This window comes from Priestia sp. FW507-14D1A, from assembly GCF_058781295.1.
In genome coordinates this window covers 213,265-235,196 of sequence record NZ_JBYSWQ010000001.1, presented here as the reverse complement: position 1 = coordinate 235,196, position 21,932 = coordinate 213,265, and the positions used below count along the sequence as shown (strand labels likewise).

21 protein-coding genes and 1 pseudogene are annotated in these 21,932 nt (G+C 36.8%); 15 read left to right on the top strand and 7 right to left on the bottom strand.

Annotated elements, in window-relative coordinates:
- The first annotated feature begins 75 nt into the window (after positions 1-75).
- From AC3WJG_RS01435 to AC3WJG_RS01425, 3 genes are all read left to right on the top strand, one after another.
- Positions 76-981, top strand: a complete 906-nt coding sequence (locus AC3WJG_RS01435) for a LysR family transcriptional regulator (RefSeq protein WP_098334296.1) — start codon at positions 76-78, stop codon at positions 979-981.
- Positions 982-1,025: 44 nt separating this feature from the next.
- Positions 1,026-1,655, top strand: a complete 630-nt coding sequence (locus tag AC3WJG_RS01430; protein ID WP_028409433.1) for a hypothetical protein — start codon at positions 1,026-1,028, stop codon at positions 1,653-1,655.
- A 383-nt stretch (positions 1,656-2,038) separates the two neighbouring features.
- Positions 2,039-3,301, top strand: coding sequence for a SulP family inorganic anion transporter (locus AC3WJG_RS01425; RefSeq protein ID WP_337134252.1), 1,263 nt, complete (start codon positions 2,039-2,041; stop codon positions 3,299-3,301).
- 88 nt (positions 3,302-3,389) lie between these two features.
- On the opposite strand, the gene AC3WJG_RS01420 is transcribed toward AC3WJG_RS01425, so the two are convergent.
- Together AC3WJG_RS01420 and AC3WJG_RS01415 are read right to left on the bottom strand one after the other, a co-directional pair.
- Entirely contained in the window at positions 3,390-4,334 is a 945-nt protein-coding gene (locus AC3WJG_RS01420) for a phosphotriesterase family protein (protein ID WP_337134251.1), read from the bottom strand.
- Positions 4,335-4,550: 216 nt separating this feature from the next.
- A complete protein-coding gene (locus AC3WJG_RS01415; protein ID WP_028409430.1) occupies positions 4,551-5,057 on the bottom strand; it encodes a CcdC protein domain-containing protein in 507 nt (168 codons plus the stop codon).
- Between the two features lie 268 nt (positions 5,058-5,325).
- On the opposite strand from AC3WJG_RS01415, the gene AC3WJG_RS01410 reads away from it, so the two are divergent.
- The 5 genes and pseudogenes from AC3WJG_RS01410 (at position 5,326) to AC3WJG_RS01390 (ending at position 8,827) form a co-directional block, all read left to right on the top strand.
- Positions 5,326-5,763: a helix-turn-helix domain-containing protein gene (locus tag AC3WJG_RS01410; RefSeq protein ID WP_337134250.1), complete on the top strand. Its 438-nt coding sequence runs from the start codon at positions 5,326-5,328 to the stop codon at positions 5,761-5,763.
- Between the two features lie 447 nt (positions 5,764-6,210).
- A complete protein-coding gene (locus AC3WJG_RS01405; protein WP_337134249.1) occupies positions 6,211-6,951 on the top strand; it encodes a CPBP family intramembrane glutamic endopeptidase in 741 nt (246 codons plus the stop codon).
- Positions 6,952-7,404: 453 nt separating this feature from the next.
- A pseudogene (locus AC3WJG_RS01400) lies at positions 7,405-8,181 on the top strand (SDR family NAD(P)-dependent oxidoreductase).
- Between the two features lie 36 nt (positions 8,182-8,217).
- A complete protein-coding gene (locus AC3WJG_RS01395) occupies positions 8,218-8,499 on the top strand; it encodes a hypothetical protein (RefSeq protein WP_225049459.1) in 282 nt (93 codons plus the stop codon).
- Between the two features lie 37 nt (positions 8,500-8,536).
- On the top strand, positions 8,537-8,827 hold the full coding sequence (locus AC3WJG_RS01390; protein ID WP_098659057.1) for a hypothetical protein: 291 nt from the start codon (positions 8,537-8,539) through the stop codon (positions 8,825-8,827).
- A 176-nt stretch (positions 8,828-9,003) separates the two neighbouring features.
- Here AC3WJG_RS01390 and AC3WJG_RS01385 read toward each other — a convergent pair whose 3' ends face one another.
- Positions 9,004-10,533 carry an MDR family MFS transporter gene (locus tag AC3WJG_RS01385; protein ID WP_221841014.1) on the bottom strand — a complete coding sequence of 510 codons (1,530 nt, stop codon included), beginning with the start codon at positions 10,531-10,533 and terminating at the stop codon, positions 9,004-9,006.
- 53 nt (positions 10,534-10,586) lie between these two features.
- Complete coding sequence (locus tag AC3WJG_RS01380; RefSeq protein WP_060745223.1) at positions 10,587-11,258, bottom strand: MarR family winged helix-turn-helix transcriptional regulator; 672 nt, start codon at positions 11,256-11,258, stop codon at positions 10,587-10,589.
- A gap of 516 nt (positions 11,259-11,774) precedes the next feature.
- Here AC3WJG_RS01380 and AC3WJG_RS01375 point away from each other — a divergent pair.
- The 5 genes from AC3WJG_RS01375 (at position 11,775) to AC3WJG_RS01355 (ending at position 16,261) form a co-directional block, all read left to right on the top strand.
- Complete coding sequence (locus tag AC3WJG_RS01375; protein ID WP_492588118.1) at positions 11,775-12,989, top strand: threonine synthase; 1,215 nt, start codon at positions 11,775-11,777, stop codon at positions 12,987-12,989.
- A 150-nt stretch (positions 12,990-13,139) separates the two neighbouring features.
- Positions 13,140-13,421 carry a hypothetical protein gene (locus AC3WJG_RS01370; protein ID WP_337134248.1) on the top strand — a complete coding sequence of 94 codons (282 nt, stop codon included), beginning with the start codon at positions 13,140-13,142 and terminating at the stop codon, positions 13,419-13,421.
- Between the two features lie 464 nt (positions 13,422-13,885).
- Positions 13,886-15,289 (top strand): MFS transporter, encoded by a 1,404-nt coding sequence (locus tag AC3WJG_RS01365; protein WP_013084113.1) that lies wholly within the window; start codon positions 13,886-13,888, stop codon positions 15,287-15,289.
- Positions 15,290-15,577: 288 nt separating this feature from the next.
- Complete coding sequence (locus AC3WJG_RS01360; protein ID WP_013056405.1) at positions 15,578-15,781, top strand: cold-shock protein; 204 nt, start codon at positions 15,578-15,580, stop codon at positions 15,779-15,781.
- Between the two features lie 309 nt (positions 15,782-16,090).
- Positions 16,091-16,261: a hypothetical protein gene (locus AC3WJG_RS01355; RefSeq protein ID WP_169305199.1), complete on the top strand. Its 171-nt coding sequence runs from the start codon at positions 16,091-16,093 to the stop codon at positions 16,259-16,261.
- Between the two features lie 181 nt (positions 16,262-16,442).
- Here the strand turns inward: AC3WJG_RS01355 and AC3WJG_RS01350 are convergent, their stop codons facing one another.
- Positions 16,443-16,643 carry a cold-shock protein gene (locus AC3WJG_RS01350; protein ID WP_013058096.1) on the bottom strand — a complete coding sequence of 67 codons (201 nt, stop codon included), beginning with the start codon at positions 16,641-16,643 and terminating at the stop codon, positions 16,443-16,445.
- A gap of 290 nt (positions 16,644-16,933) precedes the next feature.
- Here AC3WJG_RS01350 and AC3WJG_RS01345 point away from each other — a divergent pair, with 290 nt between their 5' ends.
- Positions 16,934-17,809: a YitT family protein gene (locus AC3WJG_RS01345; protein WP_013058095.1), complete on the top strand. Its 876-nt coding sequence runs from the start codon at positions 16,934-16,936 to the stop codon at positions 17,807-17,809.
- A gap of 723 nt (positions 17,810-18,532) precedes the next feature.
- On the top strand, positions 18,533-20,461 hold the full coding sequence (fbp, locus tag AC3WJG_RS01340; RefSeq protein ID WP_060745226.1) for a fructose-1,6-bisphosphatase: 1,929 nt from the start codon (positions 18,533-18,535) through the stop codon (positions 20,459-20,461).
- Positions 20,462-20,516: 55 nt separating this feature from the next.
- Here the strand turns inward: fbp and AC3WJG_RS01335 are convergent, their stop codons facing one another.
- Positions 20,517-21,224: a M48 family metallopeptidase gene (locus tag AC3WJG_RS01335; protein WP_098524806.1), complete on the bottom strand. Its 708-nt coding sequence runs from the start codon at positions 21,222-21,224 to the stop codon at positions 20,517-20,519.
- Position 21,225: 1 nt separating this feature from the next.
- Positions 21,226-21,729, bottom strand: coding sequence for a YehS family protein (locus AC3WJG_RS01330; protein ID WP_028409417.1), 504 nt, complete (start codon positions 21,727-21,729; stop codon positions 21,226-21,228).
- Positions 21,730-21,932 lie beyond the last annotated feature (203 nt).

Here is a 21,932-nt window from a genome sequence, read left to right as displayed (position 1 = left end):
AGATATGCTTATGGTAAATTTAGTTAATATTAACGATTGTTAAGTAATACTTAACTAAAAGAAAAAGAGGGCATTATGAATATTGAACAGTTAAAACATATGGTGGAAATAGATAAAACGGGTTCACTAAAAGAAGCAGCTAATAATCTGCATATTACGTTACCTGCACTAAGCCAATCTATAAAAAATTTAGAGAAAGAACTAAATATAATGATTTTTCATCGTTCTAGAAGAGGATCTATTCCAACTGAAGAAGGTCATAGGTTAATTGAAAAGGCCAATTCTGCTTTATTGAAAATTCAAGAATTTATGGATGAAGCAGAAGCGTATACAAATACAATGAATGGTGAAATAAAGATTGCAACCTACCCAGGACCAATGGAGATTCTCGTTCACTTAATAACAGAAATTAAAAGAGAATATCCGAACATAAAGGCTTCTGTCTATGAAAATAGCACCGAGTATATTATAGATAAAGTTCTAGAGGGGGAGGTAGATGTAGGTTTTATTACTTATACAGAAAAAGAAGAAACAAAGTATCGGAACTTGGTATTTAAAAAGTTATTAGATGGCCATATGGTAGCTGCAGTAAATAAGAAGTCGCCATTAGCCAAACAAAGACTCATTACTGAAGAGATGTTGCTCAACCAGCCAATTGTTTTATATAACGATAAATATATTCAGGAATTTATGAAAGGTTTTAGTTCATTACCATTTGATATCTTGTTTACTACCAATAATGTAGATACAATTCGTAATACATTGGAAAATAATACGGCAATAAATATAGGATTTGACTACGCATTTAAAACAGATGCCGGCTTATCTAGAAGTGATCAATATGTAGTCGTTAACTTTGCTCCTCCGCATTACAAAACTTATTCTTTTGGCTACTTTTATAACGCTAATAATGGTCTTTCTAGAATAATAAGAGAATTCTTAAAACGGATTCATAGAACTATAGTAAATAACGAATTATAAAGAATAAAGGTTAAAAAAGAATTATTTCAGAGAGAGGGAAATGTGTGAAACGTCATTTAACCTTAATTTTATCGTTATGTAGTAGTTTACTTGTTTTTTTATTGTCACTGTTTCAATGGGATTTAGATGATCGGATAGGGAAATACGTAAGTCCGTATATATGGTTATTCTTTGTCATTCCTTTCTTTTTACTACTAACGCTGTGGACAGGAATTTATCTGTTTAGCAGTAGAAAGTGGCTGCCTTTAGTCATTCAAGTGATAACCGTTGTGCTGTGGTTCTTCATTCCGTTTGAGCAGCTTAATTTAGACATAAACTTTAAACTCCATCAGCAGAAGAGAGAAGAAGTGGCAGCTAAAATACAAAAAGGTGTTCTGAAACCCGATGAAGCCAACTATCCATCGTTCCATTTTTTACCCAATGAACCCGACCTCTCATCACTAATTGATCTGCCGAAAGAGTATGTGAGCGTATCTAGAGGTCGAGATGATGTCGCAGTAGAAACCAAAGGAAAGGCAACCTCCGTACTTTTCTTTACAAACCTTGGGATCTTAGGTCATTTCTCAGGCTTTGTGTATGACCCAAACAACCGTAAACCTTCATCGGGCGATTTTGGTCTGAAGTTTGAAGAAATAAAAAAGTTACAAAGGAATTGGTATTATATATCTTATTAGTAAAAAAACGAGCCTGGGACAAACGTATGTTAGCTCAAGTGAAAAACGGACCCTTGATCAACATGTTTGATGGGTGGTTCGTTTTTTTTGTTAGGATGAACGTAGATTTCACCTGTTTAGATTTCTTGCTTTATTCATTACTAAGAAGCGCAGTTTAGTTGAAAAATAACTAAAAGAATAAAAAGTGAGAATTTTTAAGAAAATTTTAATAACTGTCTAAGAAACTTCTAATTTCTCCTTTATTTTTTTGTAAGTTGTCTCCTTTAAAATAAAAGTAATCGAGTAGCCCACCTTATTTTGAATGGTTGAAAGCTCAATAAGGTTGTATGACGAAAATACGAATGGGTAACCTCACTACTTAAAATGGAGGCTGATGTACACTTATGAATCTAGAGGTTTTTCGAAATTACTCCTTGCAGCATTTGAAGAAAGATATACTATCGGGTATTGTTGTTGGCATTATAGCTATACCTTTAGGGTTAGGATTTGCGATAGCTTCTGGAATATCGCCTGTTACAGGACTTTATACAACGATTGTAGCGGGCTTGCTAATTGCTATTTTAGGTGGATGTAGGTTTCAAATCGCGGGACCTACCGGTGCATTTGTTCCTGTTTTATTAGGGATTGTGTTGCAATATGGTTATGAAAACTTATTAATTGCCGGCTTTATGTCTGGCATTCTCCTCATTATCTTTGCGCTATGTAAAGTAGGAGCTTTAATCAAGTATTTTCCGTCCTCTATTATTATAGGATTTCAGTCGGGAATTGCGCTGATTATCTTTAGCGGGCAGATACCAAACTTCCTTGGGCTGCACGCGATTGATAAATTTCAGTTTTTTCATTTGAATATAAAAGAGATCTTTGGTAATTTACACTTCATCAACATCTATAGTATCGCTACAGCAGGATTGTGCTTAGCTACGATTTTAATTGTTCTTTACTTTTCGCCTAAGTCGCTGGGAATGTCTTATTTACTCGGAATTATTGTATCAACGGGCTTGGCATCTTTTTTCTTTGCAAATCAGTTTGAAACCATTGGTTCCATTTACGGAGAGATACCTCGTCATTTTCCGGCGCCAGCGTTTCCAGATATAACAGTGGAGAGGGTGGTCACTCTTTTACCTTCTGCATTTGTCATTGCTATACTTGTAGGGTTACAATCTTTACTGACAGCTCGCGTTGCAGATGAAATGACAAAATCAAAGCACAGCAGCAAAAAAGAGCTGATTGGCCAGGGAATCGTAAACATGGTAACGCCGATATTTTCAGGTATTCCCGCGGCAGGAGAGATTGCAAGAACCGTTACCAATATTAAAAACGGCGCTTCATCTCCAATTGCAGGAATCACGCACGCTATCTTTGTGTTGATTGTGCTCTTGGTGCTCGCTCCGTACGCTTCATACGTGGCGCTTGCCAGTCTCGCTCCAGTTTTGATGGTCGTAGCGTGGAATATAAGTAAAAAAGAACAGTTTGCAAAAGTGATAAAAGAAAGATCATTTCATTCGCTGGTTTTACTCACGACCTTTTTGTTAACGGTATTTACAAACTTGACAGTAGGAATAGCCGTTGGATTATGCCTGTGTGGTGTACGCTTTATGGTGAAAAAGAGTCAAGAAAAACAAAAGCTATTAAGAAAAACTGGTTAATGTAAACATATAAAATAATAAGCGTAAAAACCCCCGCTGTAGGCTTAGACAGTGGGGGTTTTAGTAGTAATGAAAAAGACTATCTCAATTACTTTCCTTCAAACCAACAGCGGGCGTTATCAAAAAGCATGTGTTGAATCTGCTGTTCGGTTACGCCTTTTCTTTTTAATTCCGGCACGACTTCTTCTAACACAAAGCTCATTGACCATTTTGGAAAACGTTCTTCAATTACGCCTTCTGGAAACCAGTCCATTGTACAGCAGTAGTCTTGTGAGAGAAACATGCGGTTTGAGTATCCTTGTTTGGCTAACTCAATGACCGTGTTATTTCTATTTTCAGTTGAACATTCTCTTGTCAAACCGTAGCGGTCCATACCGATAAAGGCACCTTGCTTTAAAATATTTGAAATATACTCGAGGTTATCCGTATCTCCCGTATGTCCAATCAGAATTTGATTTGGATTAGCGCCTTCATCTAGTAAGATGTCCAGCTGCTTTAAGCCTGTGCCGCTTGCAGGATGTGAATGGGTCATAATCGGGACGCCCGTTTTTTTATGAGCTCGTGCGACAGCGCGCATTACTTTTTCTACATCGGCGGTTATGCCAGGTGCATCCGTAGCGCATTTTAGAAAGCCTGCTTTAATCGACGTGTTTTGAATACCGACTTCGATATCTCGAACAAACAGATCTGCCATATAGTCAATGCTACGAGTTTGAAAATGGGTAGGGATGTAGTTATACGTATAAATTCCCGTAGCTGCGATGATTTGAGTGTCCGTTTCACGGGCAATTTTTTCAATAAAACGAATATCTCGCCCTTGTTCCATCACCGTAGGATCACAGATGGTTTTGACTCCGAGCTTCTTTGCACGATTTACTTGTTCGACTGCTTTTGCGATTTCTTGTTTTTCATCATATAAATGAGGAAACTGTGCGTGAACAGATTCAGAACGAACGCGCATATGCTCATGAATTAACGTTAGCCCTAGTTCTGACGCGTTGACTGGGCCTGTTACAGAATTGATAAATGTCATAGTATGATTCCTTTCATAATCTACTTGTAAATTAAAAAGCGGGTGACCAGGTACATTTTTAATTTAATGTGTTTTTTATATATGGACTACCGTTATAAAAAACACATATTGCATTATACAACATATTTATTGTCTTACACAACAGGCGGTATTTTTACTCCCTATGACAAAAAATCCTTCTTTCAAAGTGGAAAGAAGGACCATTCATATTGATGATTACCCAGCATTTACGCTGTAATGATCACCGTTTAATTTACGAAATTTTAGATAGCTGCCAACTCTCCAAATAACAATATATATAAAGGCTAGCGTCATCGTTAAGACCGCGAAGTCTATCGAATCTAAACCTTTAAAGTACTGGCTCAAAGCCATTCTTATGAAGATAATAGCAATAATCACATATTTAAAATTTTTATTTGGCTTTGAGTAAATGAAGCCGTCTTCTCTTACTTCATAGTCCGTTTGGCTAAGCATAATGAGCCCGAATATAACACCTAATACACCAGCAATAAGCATTTCCCAGTAGGGTGGTAAGTGAAAGGGCTGGCCCGGTATGTGCATCAGCTGACTTAGACTAAGTGAAAATGCAATCAATATGAAAAAAATAGGTGCTAATATACCAAGTCCATTCTTTTTAATGGGCTTATTTTTCTTTTTCATCTTTCTCCAAATAATGAGTCCAATAAGAGCGATAACAACTATATAAATAAGCAGCATTTCCATCGTTATTTTGCCTCCTTTTTTATTTCTACGTTCGTACAATCCACTATTTAGTATAAACAATAAAAGGATGAAGATAAAAGTGCATTCTTTCATTTTTTACACATGAGAATTCTCACTATTTTTTATCACTGCCCTTGTAGGTTTTGGTATACGCCACATTAACTGTTTCTTTTTTTTTTACCACAATATGTTAGAATTGTAGAAAACGAGAAAACATAGTGCAAGCAGGTTCCGTTTACACGCTGCCATAGTTATAGAGGTGAATGAGTTGAGGTTAGGAAATCAGCTAGAAAAATTAAGAGAAGAACAAAAAATGTCTCAAGAAGAGGTTGCTAAGCAAGTGGGTGTATCTGTACAAAACATACATAAGTGGGAAAATAATCAGAGCTACCCTGGAATTCAGCATCTTTTGAAGCTAGGGGACATCTATGGAACAACCATTGATGAATTTATTAAAAGTGATGCTGCGTTACAAAACAAAATAAACATTAGCGAAGAAGAAAAAGAAGACGACGATGAACTGCTTCACCCAGGTTTTTATATCGGAATTGGTATTATGTTTCTTGGTACTTTTCTTAGCTTGATTATCGGCAATCTTACAATCACGATGGTGACCAACATCGCTGGAATGTTAATTATTTGTTTTTATAAAGAGATTTTAAAACTTTTGAAAGATATCAAAAAGGATTTTTACGAACAAGGATAAAAGAGCAAGCTACGTAAGCCATCCGATGAAATAGCAGAAAAATAATGAGGTGTACCGGGTGAAAGAGTTAAATTTAAATTTTATGATCATATCTTTTTTATGTTTAGTAAGCTATTACTTATTGCGAGTAGGAACATACGCTTTAGCCAGTAGGTATATAGACAAAACGCCTGAAGGAAGTGTTTCCAATTGGGCGCTTAGTGTACTTATTAGAGGCGGTAAAAAAATGGAGTTCAGTGATTATGTCACGTGGGCAGGGTTTTGTATGTTTTTGTACCTTGTGTAGTTACATTAAAAAGTAAGGAACTATCTTCTTATTTTAAAAGGAAAAAGCGCTGTCTCACATGGTCTTTGAGCTCAAATGATAAAAGGGTGAAAACATATAAAACCCTTAAAACGAATAGTATAGGTTATCAATGAAACCTAAAGCAAAAAGGTGGCGTAGTGATGATCAAGTCAAAGCTTTTGTGGAAAGTTATTGGCCTAGAAATCTTAGTTATCTTTTGGTTTGTGGTAAACGGTGCATACGTGAGCATGACGCATCCTACTGCACATTATCTTCAGTTTTTAGGAATCGTCCCTTTGGCGATTGGAATAGCATTTTATCTAACAAAAACAAAAAAGTGGCCGCATTTTTTCTCCTTTCAACAAAACATGTCGTTTAGAACGAGAATCCTGTTTCTTTCTCCGCTTCTTTTGTATTTGCTTATTATCCTCATTGGCAACAAAGGTGTACACGGCAATTCCATTACTGATCTTGTTCTTATTTTGCTTACCCAAACTCTAGTCATAGCATTTGTAGAAGAGATGGTATTTAGAGGATTTATCCTTAATCTGCTGTTATCAAAAAGCTATAAAGTGGCGGTTCTTCTATCATCGTTTCTATTTGCCTTTACGCACAGTTTGAATATACTAAGCGGTCAATCGGTAGCAAATACAATTTTTCAAATTTTATTTGCATTTGTTATTGGGATGGTACTGGCTTTGCTGATCGTTAACGGTCAATCGATTGGAATTACGATTGCATTCCACGGCTTAAACAATTTTCTCCAGTTTACAAGCCCTGTCGACGCTAACGATTCTTTCCTTGTTAATTACGCGCTGCTTTTATTTTTAAGCGGATATGCCTTTTATTTATGGAATCGAAAATCTACTTTACTTGTTTCTCAACATCAGATTAGTAGCTAATCAAAAGAGACTGCAACAACAGTATTTTAGTTAAAGAAAAATCTGAACGATGAATGGAGATTCTTGATGGAGAATCAAACTCGTTCGGATTTTTTGTTGTTGTGATGAACGTAGGTTTCGTTTATGTGGGTGGGTGCTTCTAGCGGTTGATTGGAGGGCAGGGCGAAGACTCCTGCGGGAAAAGTGGAATAGGTGAGACCCCGCAGGAACGTAAGTGACGAGGAGGCTCACCGGCCGCCCGCGGAAATCAACAGCGGTGTAGCAAGTGACCTATACTAGCTCTTTTCTCCAATTTGCTCGCCTGTAGATTGAATTGCTTTAGTTATGTCTCACTCTCTTTTTAGAGTTCCGAAGCAGGTATTAATCTCTCCAAAGCTGAATAACTCTTGTGACTAATAATGCTGCTAAATTTAATTGGTTGAGATCTTATTAAACGCAAAAGGGGAGAAAGATATGTTTGAAGAAAAGGTAGGTATTATTACGGGTGGAACGTCGGGGATTGGTTTAGCAACAGCGGAATTACTCGCAAAAGAGGGCATGCATGTTGTGATCGCTTCTAGAAATAGTGAAAAAGGAGAAGAAGCTCTTTCTAGATTAAAAAAGTGGTCTCCTCGATCTCTTTTTATCAAAACCGATGTGACGAATAGTTAAGATGTTAAAAACCTTGTTAACCAAACATACTCTACATTTGGAAAAATTGACGTGGGCTTTAACAATGCGGCTAACACAGAGGCGTCCTCTAGTGCTACGCATGAATTCAAAGAAGAAGACTTTGACCATTTGATCAACGTTACGTTAAAAAGTGTATGGCTTTGTATGAAGTATCAGCTGCAGGTAATGACCAAACAAAACAGCGGTGTAATTGTAAATACATCATCAATGGATGCGATTTTATGCTCAGCGGGGACTGGCGTATATGCGGCTGGAAAAAGCGGTGTGATCGCTTTAACGAAATCAGTTGCTCAAGAATATGGCCATCAACATATAAGAATTAACTCTTTTTGTCCAGGCGCATTTCGTACGCCTATGTTAGAAGAAAGATTTTCAGATCTAACTTCAGAGGAAAAAGCAAAGCTCAATGAATCCTATCAAAAGCTAAACGCGCTAGGCAGAATTGGTGATCCCCTTGAAGCGGCAAAAGCAGTAAAGTGGCTTCTCTCGGATGACGCTTCTTTTGTTACGGGTCAAAACATTATTGTAGATGGTGGAATTGGGTTTAGGTTTGAGTAAGATTAATGAAATAAAAAGGTATTTAAGGGGGTGTGTATGTCTTTTATTCTAACTAATTGTATGGCCATTAGTATAATGTTTGTGATACTACTTTTTGTAAGTATCGTATGTAACAAAAGAATAGCTGCTCTTTTTAGTTCCTTAGTTACTGTATTATTCGGTTTATTTTTACTTTTTTACGCTTTTGCCAACGTAAGCGGATTTGATGCTCTAGACATTCAAATAAAAGGTTTGATGATTATCGGAGAAGGTTTGATCTTACTCGTGATTACAAGTGTATTCATTTCCGCCCAAGAGGCAAAAAAGAAAACTCTCTAAAGTCAGAAATAAAATAGCTGCTAAAGGCGGTGGTGAAATGGCAATTGGAGTTGCATTACTTGTTTTAGTATTAGGTCTGATGCTTGCAAGCGGACTAAGCCAAGGAAAATCGGCTAAAAGAAAATATATAGTGTGGGGAACAACAACCATAGTGATCATAGCTCCGTTCTTTTCATGGGCTGTTTCAATTTTGTTTGCAATTAGCCAGGAAGAAGGTTTTGCAGGAGTTGCCTTAATGATGTTATTGTTTCCGTTTTTCTTTTTAGTAGGACTTGTTACGCTGTTAATAGGAGTCTTTAAGAAAGAGAGTGCGAATAAATCTATTTAAGAAAAAGAAAGAACAATCAAGAGTAAAGCTGATAGTAATATGACTCCGAAATAACTAAAGTAAAATCTTTAATCTATTAATAAAAAAAGCCAATTCGAGTTAAATTCGAATTGGCTTTTTCATTTTTGGGAACCATCGTTGTACAAATAAACTTTTGACTAAAGTATGAATCTCTTTTATTCCTCTTCTGGTTTTGAAGATAGCACTTCTTTTTTTAGAAAGAAGCATAAAACAAAGGAAATGATCGTAAGCACAAACGCGTAAGTATAGATATGCTGAAATGATTCAATAAATAAAACTTTGATTTTTATAAATAATTCTGGAGTAAGGCCGTTTGGAATTCCTCCTGCTACCAGGCTATTCATATTATCTGCCATACTTTTTGGTAATTCATCACCTAAACTACTTAGCTTTGAAGTAAGTGTGGAAGATAATAGTGTACCAAACATACTTACTCCCACAGTTGCGCCAATAGACTGAAACAATGGAACGGTTGCTAATGCAATCCCTTTGTGTTCTTTTTCTACGGATTCTTGAACAATTAAGTTATCTCCCCCAAACATGACGCCTAAGCCAAGCCCTGTGATGAAAAAGAAAACGATAACCTGCAGGGTAGTGGTACTAATATTTAACTTAGAAAATAAATAAAAGCCGATAACAGGCATAATGAAAGAAATCACGAATAATTCGCGGTACCGAACTTTTGTTAATAGAAATCCAGAAACGATTGAGGTTGCAACAGCACCTATCATCATGGGCAAAGTTAAATACCCAGATTCCGTAGGGGTAAGGCCTAATACGTTTTGTGCAAAGTAAGGGAACGATGAGAATGATCCCATTAATCCACAACCTACAGTAAAAACAAGCAGCGATAATACTAAAATATTACGATTTTTAAATAGATGCAGCGGTACGATAGGTTCAACCACTTTTGATTCTACCCAAATGAAAAATCCAATTAAAAGTACGCCTACGCATAGTAGCGAAATGATGAATGGAGAGCTCCACGCATATCCTTCGTTCTCGACCAAAACAGGCGTAATTAATAACGAAATGATCGCAGCTACCAGAAGAACGGCTCCAGCCCAATCAATCTTTACTTTTTTTCTTTCATGTGTTTCTTTTAACCCACTTGCTAAAAAAATGACTGCTATTAATCCTACAGGAATATTTACGAAGAAAATCCAGTGCCAGCTTGCTTGATCTACAAAAAAGCCGCCCATTAACGGACCTAAAAGCATAGGGATAAACATAACTGGACCCATAAACGCTTGAACTTTTGCTCGTTGTTCAACAGGGAATAAATCACTCGAAATCGTCATGGCTAATGGCATTAAGCCACCCGCGCCAAGTCCTTGAATTCCTCGTCCAATTAAAAGCATAATCATAGAATGAGAAAGGCCGCATATAATAGATCCTCCAATAAAGAAGGCCATAGAAGCGAAGTAGACTTTTTTTTGACTAAATAAATCGGCTAATTTTCCTAGTATAGGCATAAAAGCAGATAGCGCTAGCATATAGATTCCTGCAACCCAGCCATACATAGATAATCCGCCAAGATCACGTATAATCGTTGGCATGGCTGTATTTACCACCGTTTCATCAAGCTCAGAAAAAATGATTCCAATCATCAATCCAGCCATTACTAATACTTTATTGTTTTTATTATTTGAAACTTGTTCTCCAACATTTGAGATGTTTTCCATATTGCGTTTCCTCTCGTGAAATTAGTAGAAATAGTCACTAAACAACATGTGAATCATTTCTCGTTATTATCTCTATTAGTCTCTCGGGGATTTGGGTTTCTAAATCTCGGTGTTCTAAATTCAGCACCATCTCCCCAAGGTCCGCGCCCAAAACTTCTTGGACCATGCTCTGGATCACCACCAAAAAATCTGTGGTGAGGTCCAAATCCTCGTAGGTCATTATGGCGTCGAAATTCTTGATTTTCATCATGACCTTGTTTTAACATTTCTTCATCTAAATAAGTATTTAACTTTTGCATTAAATGTGAAAGAGTATCCTGCTCTTCTTCTGAAAGAACATCAAAGATGCCTGAGTTATTGTCTTGTTCCTCCGTAGCCTCGATAGCTTCTAGTCCGGATTCTGTTAGCTCAACGGAAAGTACTCGCCGATCTTTCTCAGATGGCGTACGAACAATGTAACCTTTTCTTTCTAACTTACTAAGTAATTCACCTATTGACTGAGGTCTCATATCCAGTAAGTACGACAGCTCTTTTTGTGTAGTTTTAGGCTGCAATTTTAATAATTTTAATATCCGTCCTTGCCCCCGGTGCTGATCACCTAGTGCTCCAGCATCTCTTCGATTAACAAAGTAGTGTCGCTGGTATCTTGCCAGCTGTCTCTGGAACCTGAAAAATTGATCAATCAAATCTTGCTCGTGTAAATATTCGTTATCTCTTTCATTCATGGTAAAAACCTCCTTGCTAATTAACGTTATCCTTATCTGCACAAAAAATTTTATCTTCTCAAAAAGATAAGGTACCTTATCAAATAGTAAAGGTACCTTACTAAAATGTCAATATCTTATAAAAAATATACTTTGACAAAGTTAAACATATAGATAAAAACTGAATAGTTGAAGAAAAGTCTTGCTAAGTAAATTTTGTTTTGAATAGCAGTAAACGTTTCTGTGGTGAAACTCGAAGAGCAGTTACTCCTTCTTAAATGATTATTCCTATAGATAAAGTGCAAATTACATTTCTTTTCGCGTGTTTATTTAAATTCACTGATGTTGACTTTTAAAAAAGAATATAAACAAAGTGGAAAGAAGCATAAAAACCCTACTATAACAGGGGTTTTTATGCTTTTATTACTATTCAAAAAATGATGGGTAAATCATACCTTACAATTCTGATAAAAATACTATAATATTTTATATAAGATATTATGTTTAATGTTTACCAACCTTAAAGGAGTGTGTATGATGCCGTTCAGTTATGTTTCTCACTTATATTGTCCTAAATGTAAAAAAGAATATAGTCCAAAAGAAAAATATCAATTATGTGAATGTGGCTCACCTTTATTAGTAGCGTATGATTTAGAGAGACTGAAAGAGAATCTAAGTCCAGAAGATGTCCAAAGCAGAGAACCGAATCTATGGAGATATCATGAATTGCTTCCAGTAGAAGATTCTAAAAATGTCGTTTCCTTAGGAGAAGGGATGACTCCGCTTATAAAAATGCCTAAGCTGGGTAAAGAAATGGACATTCCAAACTTATATATGAAAGATGAAGGCATTATTCCAACGGGATCATTTAAAGCTAGAGGCGCCGCTGTAGGGGTGTCAAAAGCAAAAGAACTGGGCGTTGAACAGTTAGCGATGCCTACAAATGGGAATGCCGGAGCCGCTTGGTCGCTTTATTCGTCACGCGCTGACATAAAAGCAACCGTCGTGATGCCAAAAGATGCGCCTGTTATTACACGAAATGAGTGTGCTGTCGCTGGAGCTGACCTTTACTTAGTAGATGGACTTATTAGCGATGCGGGTAAAATTGTCGGTGAAGCTATTAAAGCCTGGGGTCTATATGATGCTTCTACGCTTAAAGAGCCGTACCGAATCGAAGGTAAAAAAACAATGGGCCTGGAAATTGCTGAACAGTTTTCTTGGAATCTCCCTGATGTGATTTTATATCCAACAGGAGGAGGGGTTGGTTTAATCGGCATCTATAAAGCGTTAAATGAATTAAAAGAGCTTGGCTGGATTAAAGGTGATCTTCCTCGTTTAGTTGCGGTACAAGCTGAAAACTGTGCGCCTATTGTAAAAGCATGGAATGAAAGAAAACAAGAATCTGAATTTTGGCCGGATTCTTCAACCATTGCCTTTGGGATTAACGTACCAAAAGCAATCGGAGACTTTCTTGTTTTAGAAGCTGTATACAATACAAATGGATGCGCGATTGCGGTCGACGAAGATAAAATTGTGGAAGAACAAAAAAAGGTTGCACAGCTTGAAGGTTCGTTCATTTGTCGGGAAGGCGCGGCTACATTTCTAGCTGCACGCCGTTTACGAGAAGAAGGATGGATCAAAGAAAACGAAACGGTTGTGGCTTTAAATACAGGGCTTGGAGTTAAATATCCAAACACAGTAGATATTGAAGTCCCTGTTTTAGAGCGAAATGGCAGCCTTACTAAAAAATAAAGCAAGTAAAAAAATAGATCTTCTTCTAAGCGAAGGTCTATTTTTTTATTTTATCGCAGATAAAACGCTTATTTAATGTAAATAAATGTAATAAGTCTGAATCTTTATGTTCAAAACTATATGGGTGTATTTAGGTTTAAAGTTCGTCTTATGGGGTATCTAAGAGAAGAAAGAGAGTATCTTTCTATCCGGAAAAACAGCGTGGTGAGGGAGTGGAGCTGGCATATTACGCAAATTGAAGAATATTCCAAAAGTAGCACTATAAACCAGCCTGCTTTTACAGTAGAAAACTTACTTGAAGCCACGAATGATTATACGGAGAAAGGAGTTGAATTTTTATCCCTCGAATCCCAGCCAACTCTTAAAGTTTTATTCTATGGACCGAATCATCCATTGCTGCACTTGTTAGAACGAGCTTTATATTTATTTTAAGGCTACATAATTTTTGTAATAGAAACAGGGTATCTATTACAAAAATAAAGCTTATATCTAATGGGTTGTAACAATAATTGTCAGATAACCTGAGTGGAAATTGCTACCAATAACATTATGAATGCGCTATCTTTAACAACATTCAGCGACTGTAATTCCATCGAAAACGATCCCTATTTTAGGTGAAAATCGTTTTTTAAATAGCAATAAATTGTACGTTGAAATAAAAAAAGTTTATTTTGGTTTTAATTCATTTATTTGTTAGCGTTCCTTCCTCAGCATTTTTTGGCTTCAATCCCTTTAGCCATAACCTTTTTTAATATTTAACATCACATGAATAGTTTTTGTTTTTTACTTAAAAATAAAGAGAGTTACAACACATTTAAGTGTGAAATACAGTAAGTCAAATTTGACTTTACTACTCAGTCTTGTATAATCGTATACCGCGGAGGTGACGTAATGAAATGAAGTTTAATAAGAAAAAAATTAACGTCGTAGATATTGACAAAGCTAAAAAAAGCGTCTTTGCTACAGGAGTAGGAAACGCGATGGAATGGTTTGACTTTGGCTTGTACTCATATTTAGCCGTAATTATTAGTCAAAACTTTTTTAGCGCAGTTGAAAATGATCAGCTCAAATTAGTGTTCACATTTGCTACATTTGCGATTGCCTTTTTAATGCGTCCATTAGGCGGTGTTATATTCGGCAGAATTGGGGACAAGTTAGGAAGGAAAGTCGTTTTAACCACCACCATTATTTTAATGGCCTTTTCCACGTTACTCATTGGGTTATTACCTACATATGATCAAATCGGTATATGGGCACCCATCCTTTTATTAATTGCACGAATCATTCAAGGTTTTTCAACTGGTGGTGAATATGCTGGTGCGATGGTGTATATTGCAGAATCGTCTCCAGATAATAAGCGAAATGTGCTTGGAAGTGGACTAGAAATCGGTACACTTGTTGGTTATATTCTTGCTTCACTGCTAGCTAGCTTACTATTTTTTATTCTGTCGGATAAACAAATGGCCTCATGGGGCTGGAGAATTCCCTTCTTATTAGGATTGCCTTTAGGACTTATTGGTTTTTATTTACGAAGAAGTTTAGGGGAAACACCTATTTTTGAAAATGAACTTTCCAATGAAGACGAAGTTGAAGAAGAAAGCTTCCTCTCTATTTTAAAAAATCACAAAAAAGATGTGTTTGTTTGTTTCGTAGCCGTGGCTTTCTTTAACATCACAAACTACATGCTATTATCGTACATGCCTTCTTATTTGAATGAAATTATTGGTTTATCAAACACAGTTGGTACGGTATTAATTACGGCAGTTATGATTTTAATGGTGCCGCTTGCTCTTATGTTTGGAAAACTGAGCGACAAAATCGGAAACAAGAAAGTTTTCTTAATCGGTTTAGGCGGATTGAGCTTACTGTCAGCCTTTTCGTTCTATTTAATCAACTTAAATGGTTTAGTATTTGTTTCAATCGGTATTCTTATTCTAGGTGTTTTACTTGCTACGTATGAAGGAACAATGCCAGGAACGCTGCCAACAATGTTCTACACAGATATTCGCTACCGTACATTAGCGATCACGTTTAATGTTTCAGTTTCTATCTTTGGTGGAACGACGCCATTGGTTGCGACATGGTTAGTTCACGCAACGGGCAATCACTTGGCTCCAGCGTTCTATTTAACGATTGTGAGCATCATTGGATTCTTCGTAATCTTGTTCCTGTTTGCGAACACGGCAGGAAAATCACTCAAAGGTTCATACCCAACGGTTGCTTCTAAATCTGAATACAATGAAGCCGTTGAAAATCCAAAAGATTCATTATGGTGGCACACAGAGCAAACAGAAAAATAAAGTAAATAAACAGCAGCTGCATTAACTGCTGCGCAAAATATGAACACTTAAAAAGAGCCTTCTCCTTGTATCGCATAGAGAAGGCTCTTTTTATCATTCAATCATTTATCCCATTCCCTGTATTTGCTATCTTTGATTCTGTATGTTACGATTAAGTTAATTATTTTTGTTCGGTATAAGATTGAGAGAAGAGAAATGTCTTCCATAGAATTTTTTATCTTAAGATAGTATGGTTGGACAAGGGTAGTAATACAAGCGTGGAGTATTCCACACCAGGAGGCAACAATTATGGAACAAGGTACAGTGAAATGGTTTAATGCAGACAAAGGCTTCGGCTTTATCGAAATTGAAGGAGGAGACGATGTATTCGTACATTTCAGCTCTATTCAAGGTGAAGGCTTTAAATCATTAGAAGAAGGTCAAAAAGTAACGTTTGACATCGAACAAGGTCAACGCGGAGCACAAGCTGCTAACGTTCATAAAGTAGCATAATTAAAACTAAAAAAGACTCCACATAGGGGTCTTTTTGCTTTGGATTTTAATAATTTAAAAAGATTACGTAAAAAATAAGTAGAGACATTGGAGACAGAATGCTATCAAAGCAGAGCTACCTATATGTAAAATCCCGTGTCCTAAAAAATAGAAAAAACCCCCTTATGGTTATAAAACTGTATACTTTAGGAGTACATATACGCCTGAAGGTCTCAAAAATAACTATCCTTCGCTGGATTAACACATTATATTTCCCGATAAATAAAGTTAAAAATTTGATTATTTTTGATACGAGAGAGGATGAGGAATATGAGTATAAGCTTATTTTCCAATGGAGAAATTGTAAATATAAAAGCATCTAATGAAAAAGTGATCATCTTAAAAAGCCATTACGTAAAAAATATGAAAAGATACTCTTATACAGTGGATAAATATCCAAGTACGTTTTTCTTTGAAGAAGAATTAATGAAACATGAATAAATATTGATTTATAGTTTGGATTTTGCCTATACTGTGCTATACTGAATTTACCATTTGTATTGCGATTACTATTTTTGTATTAATAAGCCCTATTCCTCGGTGGATAGGGTTTTATTATGACATTTTCAAGGAAATGAAAAAGACAGACTCCATGGAGTCTGTCTTTTATATTTATGATGGATTACGCTTTTTGAACGTTAGAAGCTTGAGGGCCGCGTTGACCTTGTTCTACGTCAAATGTAACTGCTTGACCTTCGTCTAAAGATTTGAAGCCTTCGCTTTGGATTGCTGAGAAATGTACAAATACATCGTCTCCGTTTTCGCGTTCGATGAATCCAAAACCTTTTTCTGCGTTAAACCATTTTACTTTACCTTGTTCCATAATTGTTGCCTCCTAGTGTGACACGCACACATTGTATTACTATCCTTGCTCAAATCTATAGACGAAAGTTATGTAACTTATCAATCTTTGCCGAACAAAAATAATTCTTCTTAAACTTAACAGAAATAGGGACTTATTGCAAGGGTAGAGTCTGTACAGCTACAATTTCTCTTTTATCTATGTTTGCACTATGTGAGCTAAAAAACGATACGTAAGCCTCCTTAGTTCAAATAAAGAGAATGTTTGTGGTACACTTAAATAGTAAAAAACATTTAAAAGTGAGGAATTATATGAACACAACTAAAAAACATCACAGGCCTAAGCGGCTAAAAATTGCTTTCCGAGCATTAATGGTCATTATCGGAGGAATTATTGCAGCTTACGGCTTAGAAACTGTCTTAATTCCAAACCATGTTTCAGATGGAGGGGTAACAGGCATTAGCATCGTTGCTTCAAACCTATTTGGCTTGCCACTTGGGGTTCTCATCGCCGTTATCAACATTCCTTTTGTATGGTTAGGATATCAACAAATCGGTAAAAGTTTTGCCATCTTTTCAATCCTCGGAATCGTTTCATTAGCTGTCGGTACAAGCCTCATGCATCACACTCCAGCGATTATTGAAGGAGATACACTACTCGTAACCGTTGTCGGCGGTATTATCCTTGGGTTTGGAATGGGAATTGCACTTCGTAACGGCGGGGCCTTAGATGGCATCGATATGCTGGCCGTGCTGCTTTCTCGAAAACTGCCGTTTGGAACAAGTGATCTTATTTTGTTCTTAAATGCATTTGTATTTATTTTCGTTTCATTAGTATTTGGTCTGCAAGGCGCGATTCTTTCTGCAATTGCTTACTTTATTGCATCCAAAGTTATTCACATCGTAGAGGTAGGGCTAAGCGGATCGAAAACCTTCCAGATTATCACTTCTCAGCCTGCGTTAATGGTAGAGACAATACGTGATCGTTTAGGTCGAAGCGCTACATACAAAGAAGCTTACGGCGGTTATTCTCATGAAAAATTTAAGGAAATCACATGCGTAATCAACCGTTTGGAAGAAAGTAAAATGAAAGAAATTATCAATGAAATTGACCCAACGGCTTTTGTTACAGTATATGACGTAGCGGAAGTTAAAGGCGGTAATTTCAGAAAGAATAATATTCATTAAGTTCACCAATCACTACATTTGTACGAACACTCTGCAATAATCCACTTTTAGGTTGGGGTGTATAGATAAGAAAAGCAGCGTGATGTTTTACATCCGCTGCTTTTTTATATCGCAAAATCCGCTTGCGTAGCGGAGGGCTTTAAAACCGGATATGCTAAAAAAGTGAAACGGTCAGAATTAAGGTGGATAAGGTATCAGCAGACATTAATGTGATAATTTTTCTCTTCATCCAACAAATCCAACAGAAAAAATCTCTGAACATAAAAGAACAGAGATTCAACAGAATGATGATTCTTATATAATACAAAGGATGACTTTTCCTGTCTCAGAAAGGTCATTTTTATTGTAACACCAGCAAGGTCTTAACGCTGTGAGATATCTCACAGCTAGGAAGGAAAAAATCTGTTATTGTGTAGAAGTCGGAGTAAACTTTCTTGATTATGTGCGCTTCTTTCATATGTATCGAACCTGCTGACTGAGATCAGCAGGTTTTTTTTATAGTATCACTTTCTCTATGAGGTAAGGGAAAAGACCGGGAAATCTTTATAGACAAATAGACTTTATACCATTTTACCTATACGTAAAATAGGTTAAAATAAAGAGGTGAGGCATGGAGAGAAAAGAGTTAAATAAGAGGTGCGTAACATTATAATCACAATTTATCTTAAAGGGTTATAACGGTGATTATACTAAATGGTGAACGTTGAAAGGGGATACATAGTTTTGAACACAAAATATCTAGATTTACTTGCACAAAAGTATGATACGGAAGAAAAAGTGGTAACCGAAATTATTAACCTTGAAGCTATTCTTCATCTGCCAAAGGGGACCGAGCATTTTGTCAGTGATTTACACGGCGAATATCAAGCCTTTCAGCACGTGCTGCGAAATGGTTCAGGAAATGTAAAAGAGAAAATCAAAGACCTTTTTAAAGATGTATTATCTGACAAAGAAATCAATGAATTTGCGACATTAGTGTATTACCCTGAAGAAAAATTACCGTTGATTAAAGCACAGTTTCGAAACAAAAAGGAACTCTATCAATGGTATACAGAAATCATTGATCGTATGCTTAATCTCATTTCGTACGCTTCTTCTAAATACACGCGTTCTAAACTGCGTAAAGCATTGCCGGATCAATTTGTGTACATTATTGAAGAACTGCTATATAAAACGGATGAATTTACAAATAAAGAACAGTACTATACAAAGATTGTTCAGCAGATTATTTCTCTAGGACAAGCCGATAAGCTTATTATAGGCCTTGCTTATACGACGCAAAGGTTGGTTGTGGACCATCTGCACGTAGTAGGGGACATTTATGACCGTGGACCTGAGCCGGATAAAATTATGGATACGCTCATTAATTATCATTCTGTTGATATTCAGTGGGGAAATCACGATGTGCTGTGGCTAGGCGCTTTTGCGGGTTCAAAAGTGTGCTTAGCTAATATTATTCGTATCTGCGCGAGATACGACAATCTAGATATTATTGAAGATGTATATGGCATTAACCTGAGACCGCTGCTTAACTTGGCGGAGAAATATTATGATGACAATCCTGCTTTTAGACCAAAAGTAAGCTCGAGTGACAAACTATCCGATCACGAGCGACTGCAAATTACGAAAATTCATCAGGCCATTGCGATGATTCAGTTCAAGCTTGAAAGTCCGATTATAAAAAGACGTCCTTTCTTTAATATGTCAGAAAGGCTGTTGCTTGAAAAAATTGATTATGATAAAAATGAAATTACGATATACGGAAACACGTATCCGCTAGAAAACAGCTGCTTTGCAACGGTTAATCCGGCGCAGCCTGATCAGCTATTAGAAGAAGAAGAGCAGGTAATGGAAAGACTGCTGCTTTCCGTGCAGCATTCGGAAAAACTGGCGAGACATATGAAGTTTCTGATGAAAAAAGGCAGCCTTTATTTAAAATACAACGGAAACTTATTAATACACGGCTGCATTCCTTTAGATGAAGAAGGAAACATGGAGAAAATGACGATAGAAGATAAAACGTATGCAGGCCGCAACTTGCTTGATGTGTTTGAACATTATTTGCAAGAGGCTTTTGCACATCCTGAAGAAACGGATGATTTGGCCACAGATATGGTCTGGTACCTATGGACAGGAGAATATTCATCACTCTTTGGGAAACGCGCAATGACGACGTTTGAACGATATTTTATCAGTGATAAAACAACGCATAAAGAGAAGAAGAATCCATACTACTATTTACGGGAAAATGAGGAAGTCTGCCAAAACATCCTCGCAGAATTTAATCTGAATCCTGATCACGGTCATATTATTAATGGTCATACGCCTGTCAAAGAAATTGAAGGAGAAAACCCGGTCAAAGCAAATGGAAAGATGATTGTTATTGACGGCGGTTTTTCAAAAGCGTATCAGTCTACAACAGGGATTGCTGGATATACATTATTATATAATTCTTACGGCATGCAGCTAGTCGCTCACAAACACTTTAATTCAAAAGAAGAGATTTTATTAGAAGGAACGGACGTCTTATCCGTAAAGCGATTGGTTGACAAAGAGCTAGAAAGAAAAATGGTTTTAGAAACAAACGTCGGAGAAGAATTGTTAAAAGAAATTTCTATTTTAAAAGATTTAAGAAAATATCGCTATAGTTAAAGATAAAAAAAGAGCAGTATGCCCCTGGGCGTCTGCTCTTTTTTATTTAGCGGTGCTACACCGTCATTTCCCAGTTCGACATTTCCAGCCAGTGCTCTTGTTCACGATAATCGGGCATGATTTTCCCGACAAGGCGCCAAAAAGACCGGTCATGGTTCATGTGAACCATATGGCACATTTCATGAACGACTACGTAATCAATGACGTGCTGAGGTGCCATTGCCAGCCGCCAGTTAAAAGTTAGCTGACGCTTGGAATCACACGTGCCCCACGCTTTTTTGCTATTGGAAATCGAAATGGAGCGCGGCTTTGTTTTAAAATGTTTTTGATAGGAGGAGATACTCTTGGTTACTAGCGCTTTACATTGCTGATAGTAAAAGCGTTTGAGCGCTTGTTTTATCGCTTCATCGTCGTGCTGATTGACATAAATCTGAAGCGTGTTGGCTTCAAACACTACAGAATCCTTTGTAATGGTCGAATCGTGATGAATCTGTATGGGATAGTTTTTTCCTACATACAAAAAGCGTTCTCCGTGTTCATAGACTTTTTTCTTTGGTCCATGCGTTCTATCTTTCATTTCGTTTATCTTTTGCTGAATCAATGCCCAGTTGTTCTCTAATAACATACGTACTTGTTCAGTAGAGGTTCCTTTAGGAGCAAGGACTTCGACCGTTCCGTATCCGTCTACTTTAATCGCAAAAGAACTTCGGTTTTTATATCGTATTTCATAATGGATACTCTGATTTGAAAAAGTGTGTATCATTTTATCCTCTATATTGTACGGTTAAGCCTCTTAGAAATTTTCGTGCGAAATTCTCTTTGCACGGTTTGTAATTTTTGTGGCCTTTTTTTCGTAATAAAGCACCTAATTCTGCTTTGGATACACGTATGCCACCGTCATCAAATACTTCTAACATCTCTTCACTGGTTAGGGACAAAGCAATTTTCACTTTCTTTAATAAGACGTTATACATATTTTGATTGCTCTGAACCGGCGCTGGAGGTGCTTGCCCCGGTTTAGGGTCTTGCTTTCCTCTTTTAAAGGTAATAAAACCGTTTAAAAAAGAATCTAGCATACTGTTACTGCACGTGATGTGTTCGTCCTCATGAACTGCATCCTCGTCTTCTTCGTCCGGCGTTCTCGTAAGGATCTTTAATACGTCTTCTTTTGTTACGTCTACTCCGCCAAGATTAAAGATCTCTACCATTTCTGTATTTTTTAAATCCAAGGCATATCGTAATCTAATTAAAATATCGTTATTATCCATTCTTGCTCCTCCTATAACTTGCTTGCTGTATGTAAAAATCATGACTGCCACAATCTGAACGAACTTGGTCAATATCAGTACAATTATAGTAACAGGTTCCGCTGGAATTCTAGGTTATTCCATTCATTTCTACAAACATATAACTTCTCATATTTATCAGCCTTCGTCAACTCTTGAAAAAGAACGATTTGCTCATATTATGC

Bases quoted from the DNA above. Each gene is read 5' to 3' on its own strand.
- AC3WJG_RS01385 (WP_221841014.1), bottom strand. From the start codon at position 10,533: ATGGAAAACATCTCAAATGTTGGAGAACAAGTTTCAAATAATAAAAAC.
- AC3WJG_RS01435 (WP_098334296.1), top strand. From the start codon at position 76: ATGAATATTGAACAGTTAAAACATATGGTGGAAATAGATAAAACGGGT.
- AC3WJG_RS01335 (WP_098524806.1), bottom strand. From the start codon at position 21,224: ATGATACACACTTTTTCAAATCAGAGTATCCATTATGAAATACGATAT.
- AC3WJG_RS01395 (WP_225049459.1), top strand. From the start codon at position 8,218: ATGTCTTTTATTCTAACTAATTGTATGGCCATTAGTATAATGTTTGTG.
- AC3WJG_RS01350 (WP_013058096.1), bottom strand. From the start codon at position 16,643: ATGGAACAAGGTAAAGTAAAATGGTTTAACGCAGAAAAAGGTTTTGGA.
- AC3WJG_RS01360 (WP_013056405.1), top strand. From the start codon at position 15,578: ATGGAACAAGGTACAGTGAAATGGTTTAATGCAGACAAAGGCTTCGGC.
- AC3WJG_RS01375 (WP_492588118.1), top strand. From the start codon at position 11,775: ATGCCGTTCAGTTATGTTTCTCACTTATATTGTCCTAAATGTAAAAAA.
- AC3WJG_RS01415 (WP_028409430.1), bottom strand. From the start codon at position 5,057: ATGGAAATGCTGCTTATTTATATAGTTGTTATCGCTCTTATTGGACTC.
- AC3WJG_RS01345 (WP_013058095.1), top strand. From the start codon at position 16,934: ATGAACACAACTAAAAAACATCACAGGCCTAAGCGGCTAAAAATTGCT.
- AC3WJG_RS01355 (WP_169305199.1), top strand. From the start codon at position 16,091: ATGAGTATAAGCTTATTTTCCAATGGAGAAATTGTAAATATAAAAGCA.
- AC3WJG_RS01330 (WP_028409417.1), bottom strand. From the start codon at position 21,729: ATGGATAATAACGATATTTTAATTAGATTACGATATGCCTTGGATTTA.
- AC3WJG_RS01365 (WP_013084113.1), top strand. From the start codon at position 13,886: ATGAAGTTTAATAAGAAAAAAATTAACGTCGTAGATATTGACAAAGCT.
- AC3WJG_RS01425 (WP_337134252.1), top strand. From the start codon at position 2,039: ATGAATCTAGAGGTTTTTCGAAATTACTCCTTGCAGCATTTGAAGAAA.
- AC3WJG_RS01390 (WP_098659057.1), top strand. From the start codon at position 8,537: ATGGCAATTGGAGTTGCATTACTTGTTTTAGTATTAGGTCTGATGCTT.
- AC3WJG_RS01420 (WP_337134251.1), bottom strand. From the start codon at position 4,334: ATGACATTTATCAATTCTGTAACAGGCCCAGTCAACGCGTCAGAACTA.
- AC3WJG_RS01370 (WP_337134248.1), top strand. From the start codon at position 13,140: ATGGGGTATCTAAGAGAAGAAAGAGAGTATCTTTCTATCCGGAAAAAC.
- AC3WJG_RS01380 (WP_060745223.1), bottom strand. From the start codon at position 11,258: ATGAATGAAAGAGATAACGAATATTTACACGAGCAAGATTTGATTGAT.
- AC3WJG_RS01405 (WP_337134249.1), top strand. From the start codon at position 6,211: ATGATCAAGTCAAAGCTTTTGTGGAAAGTTATTGGCCTAGAAATCTTA.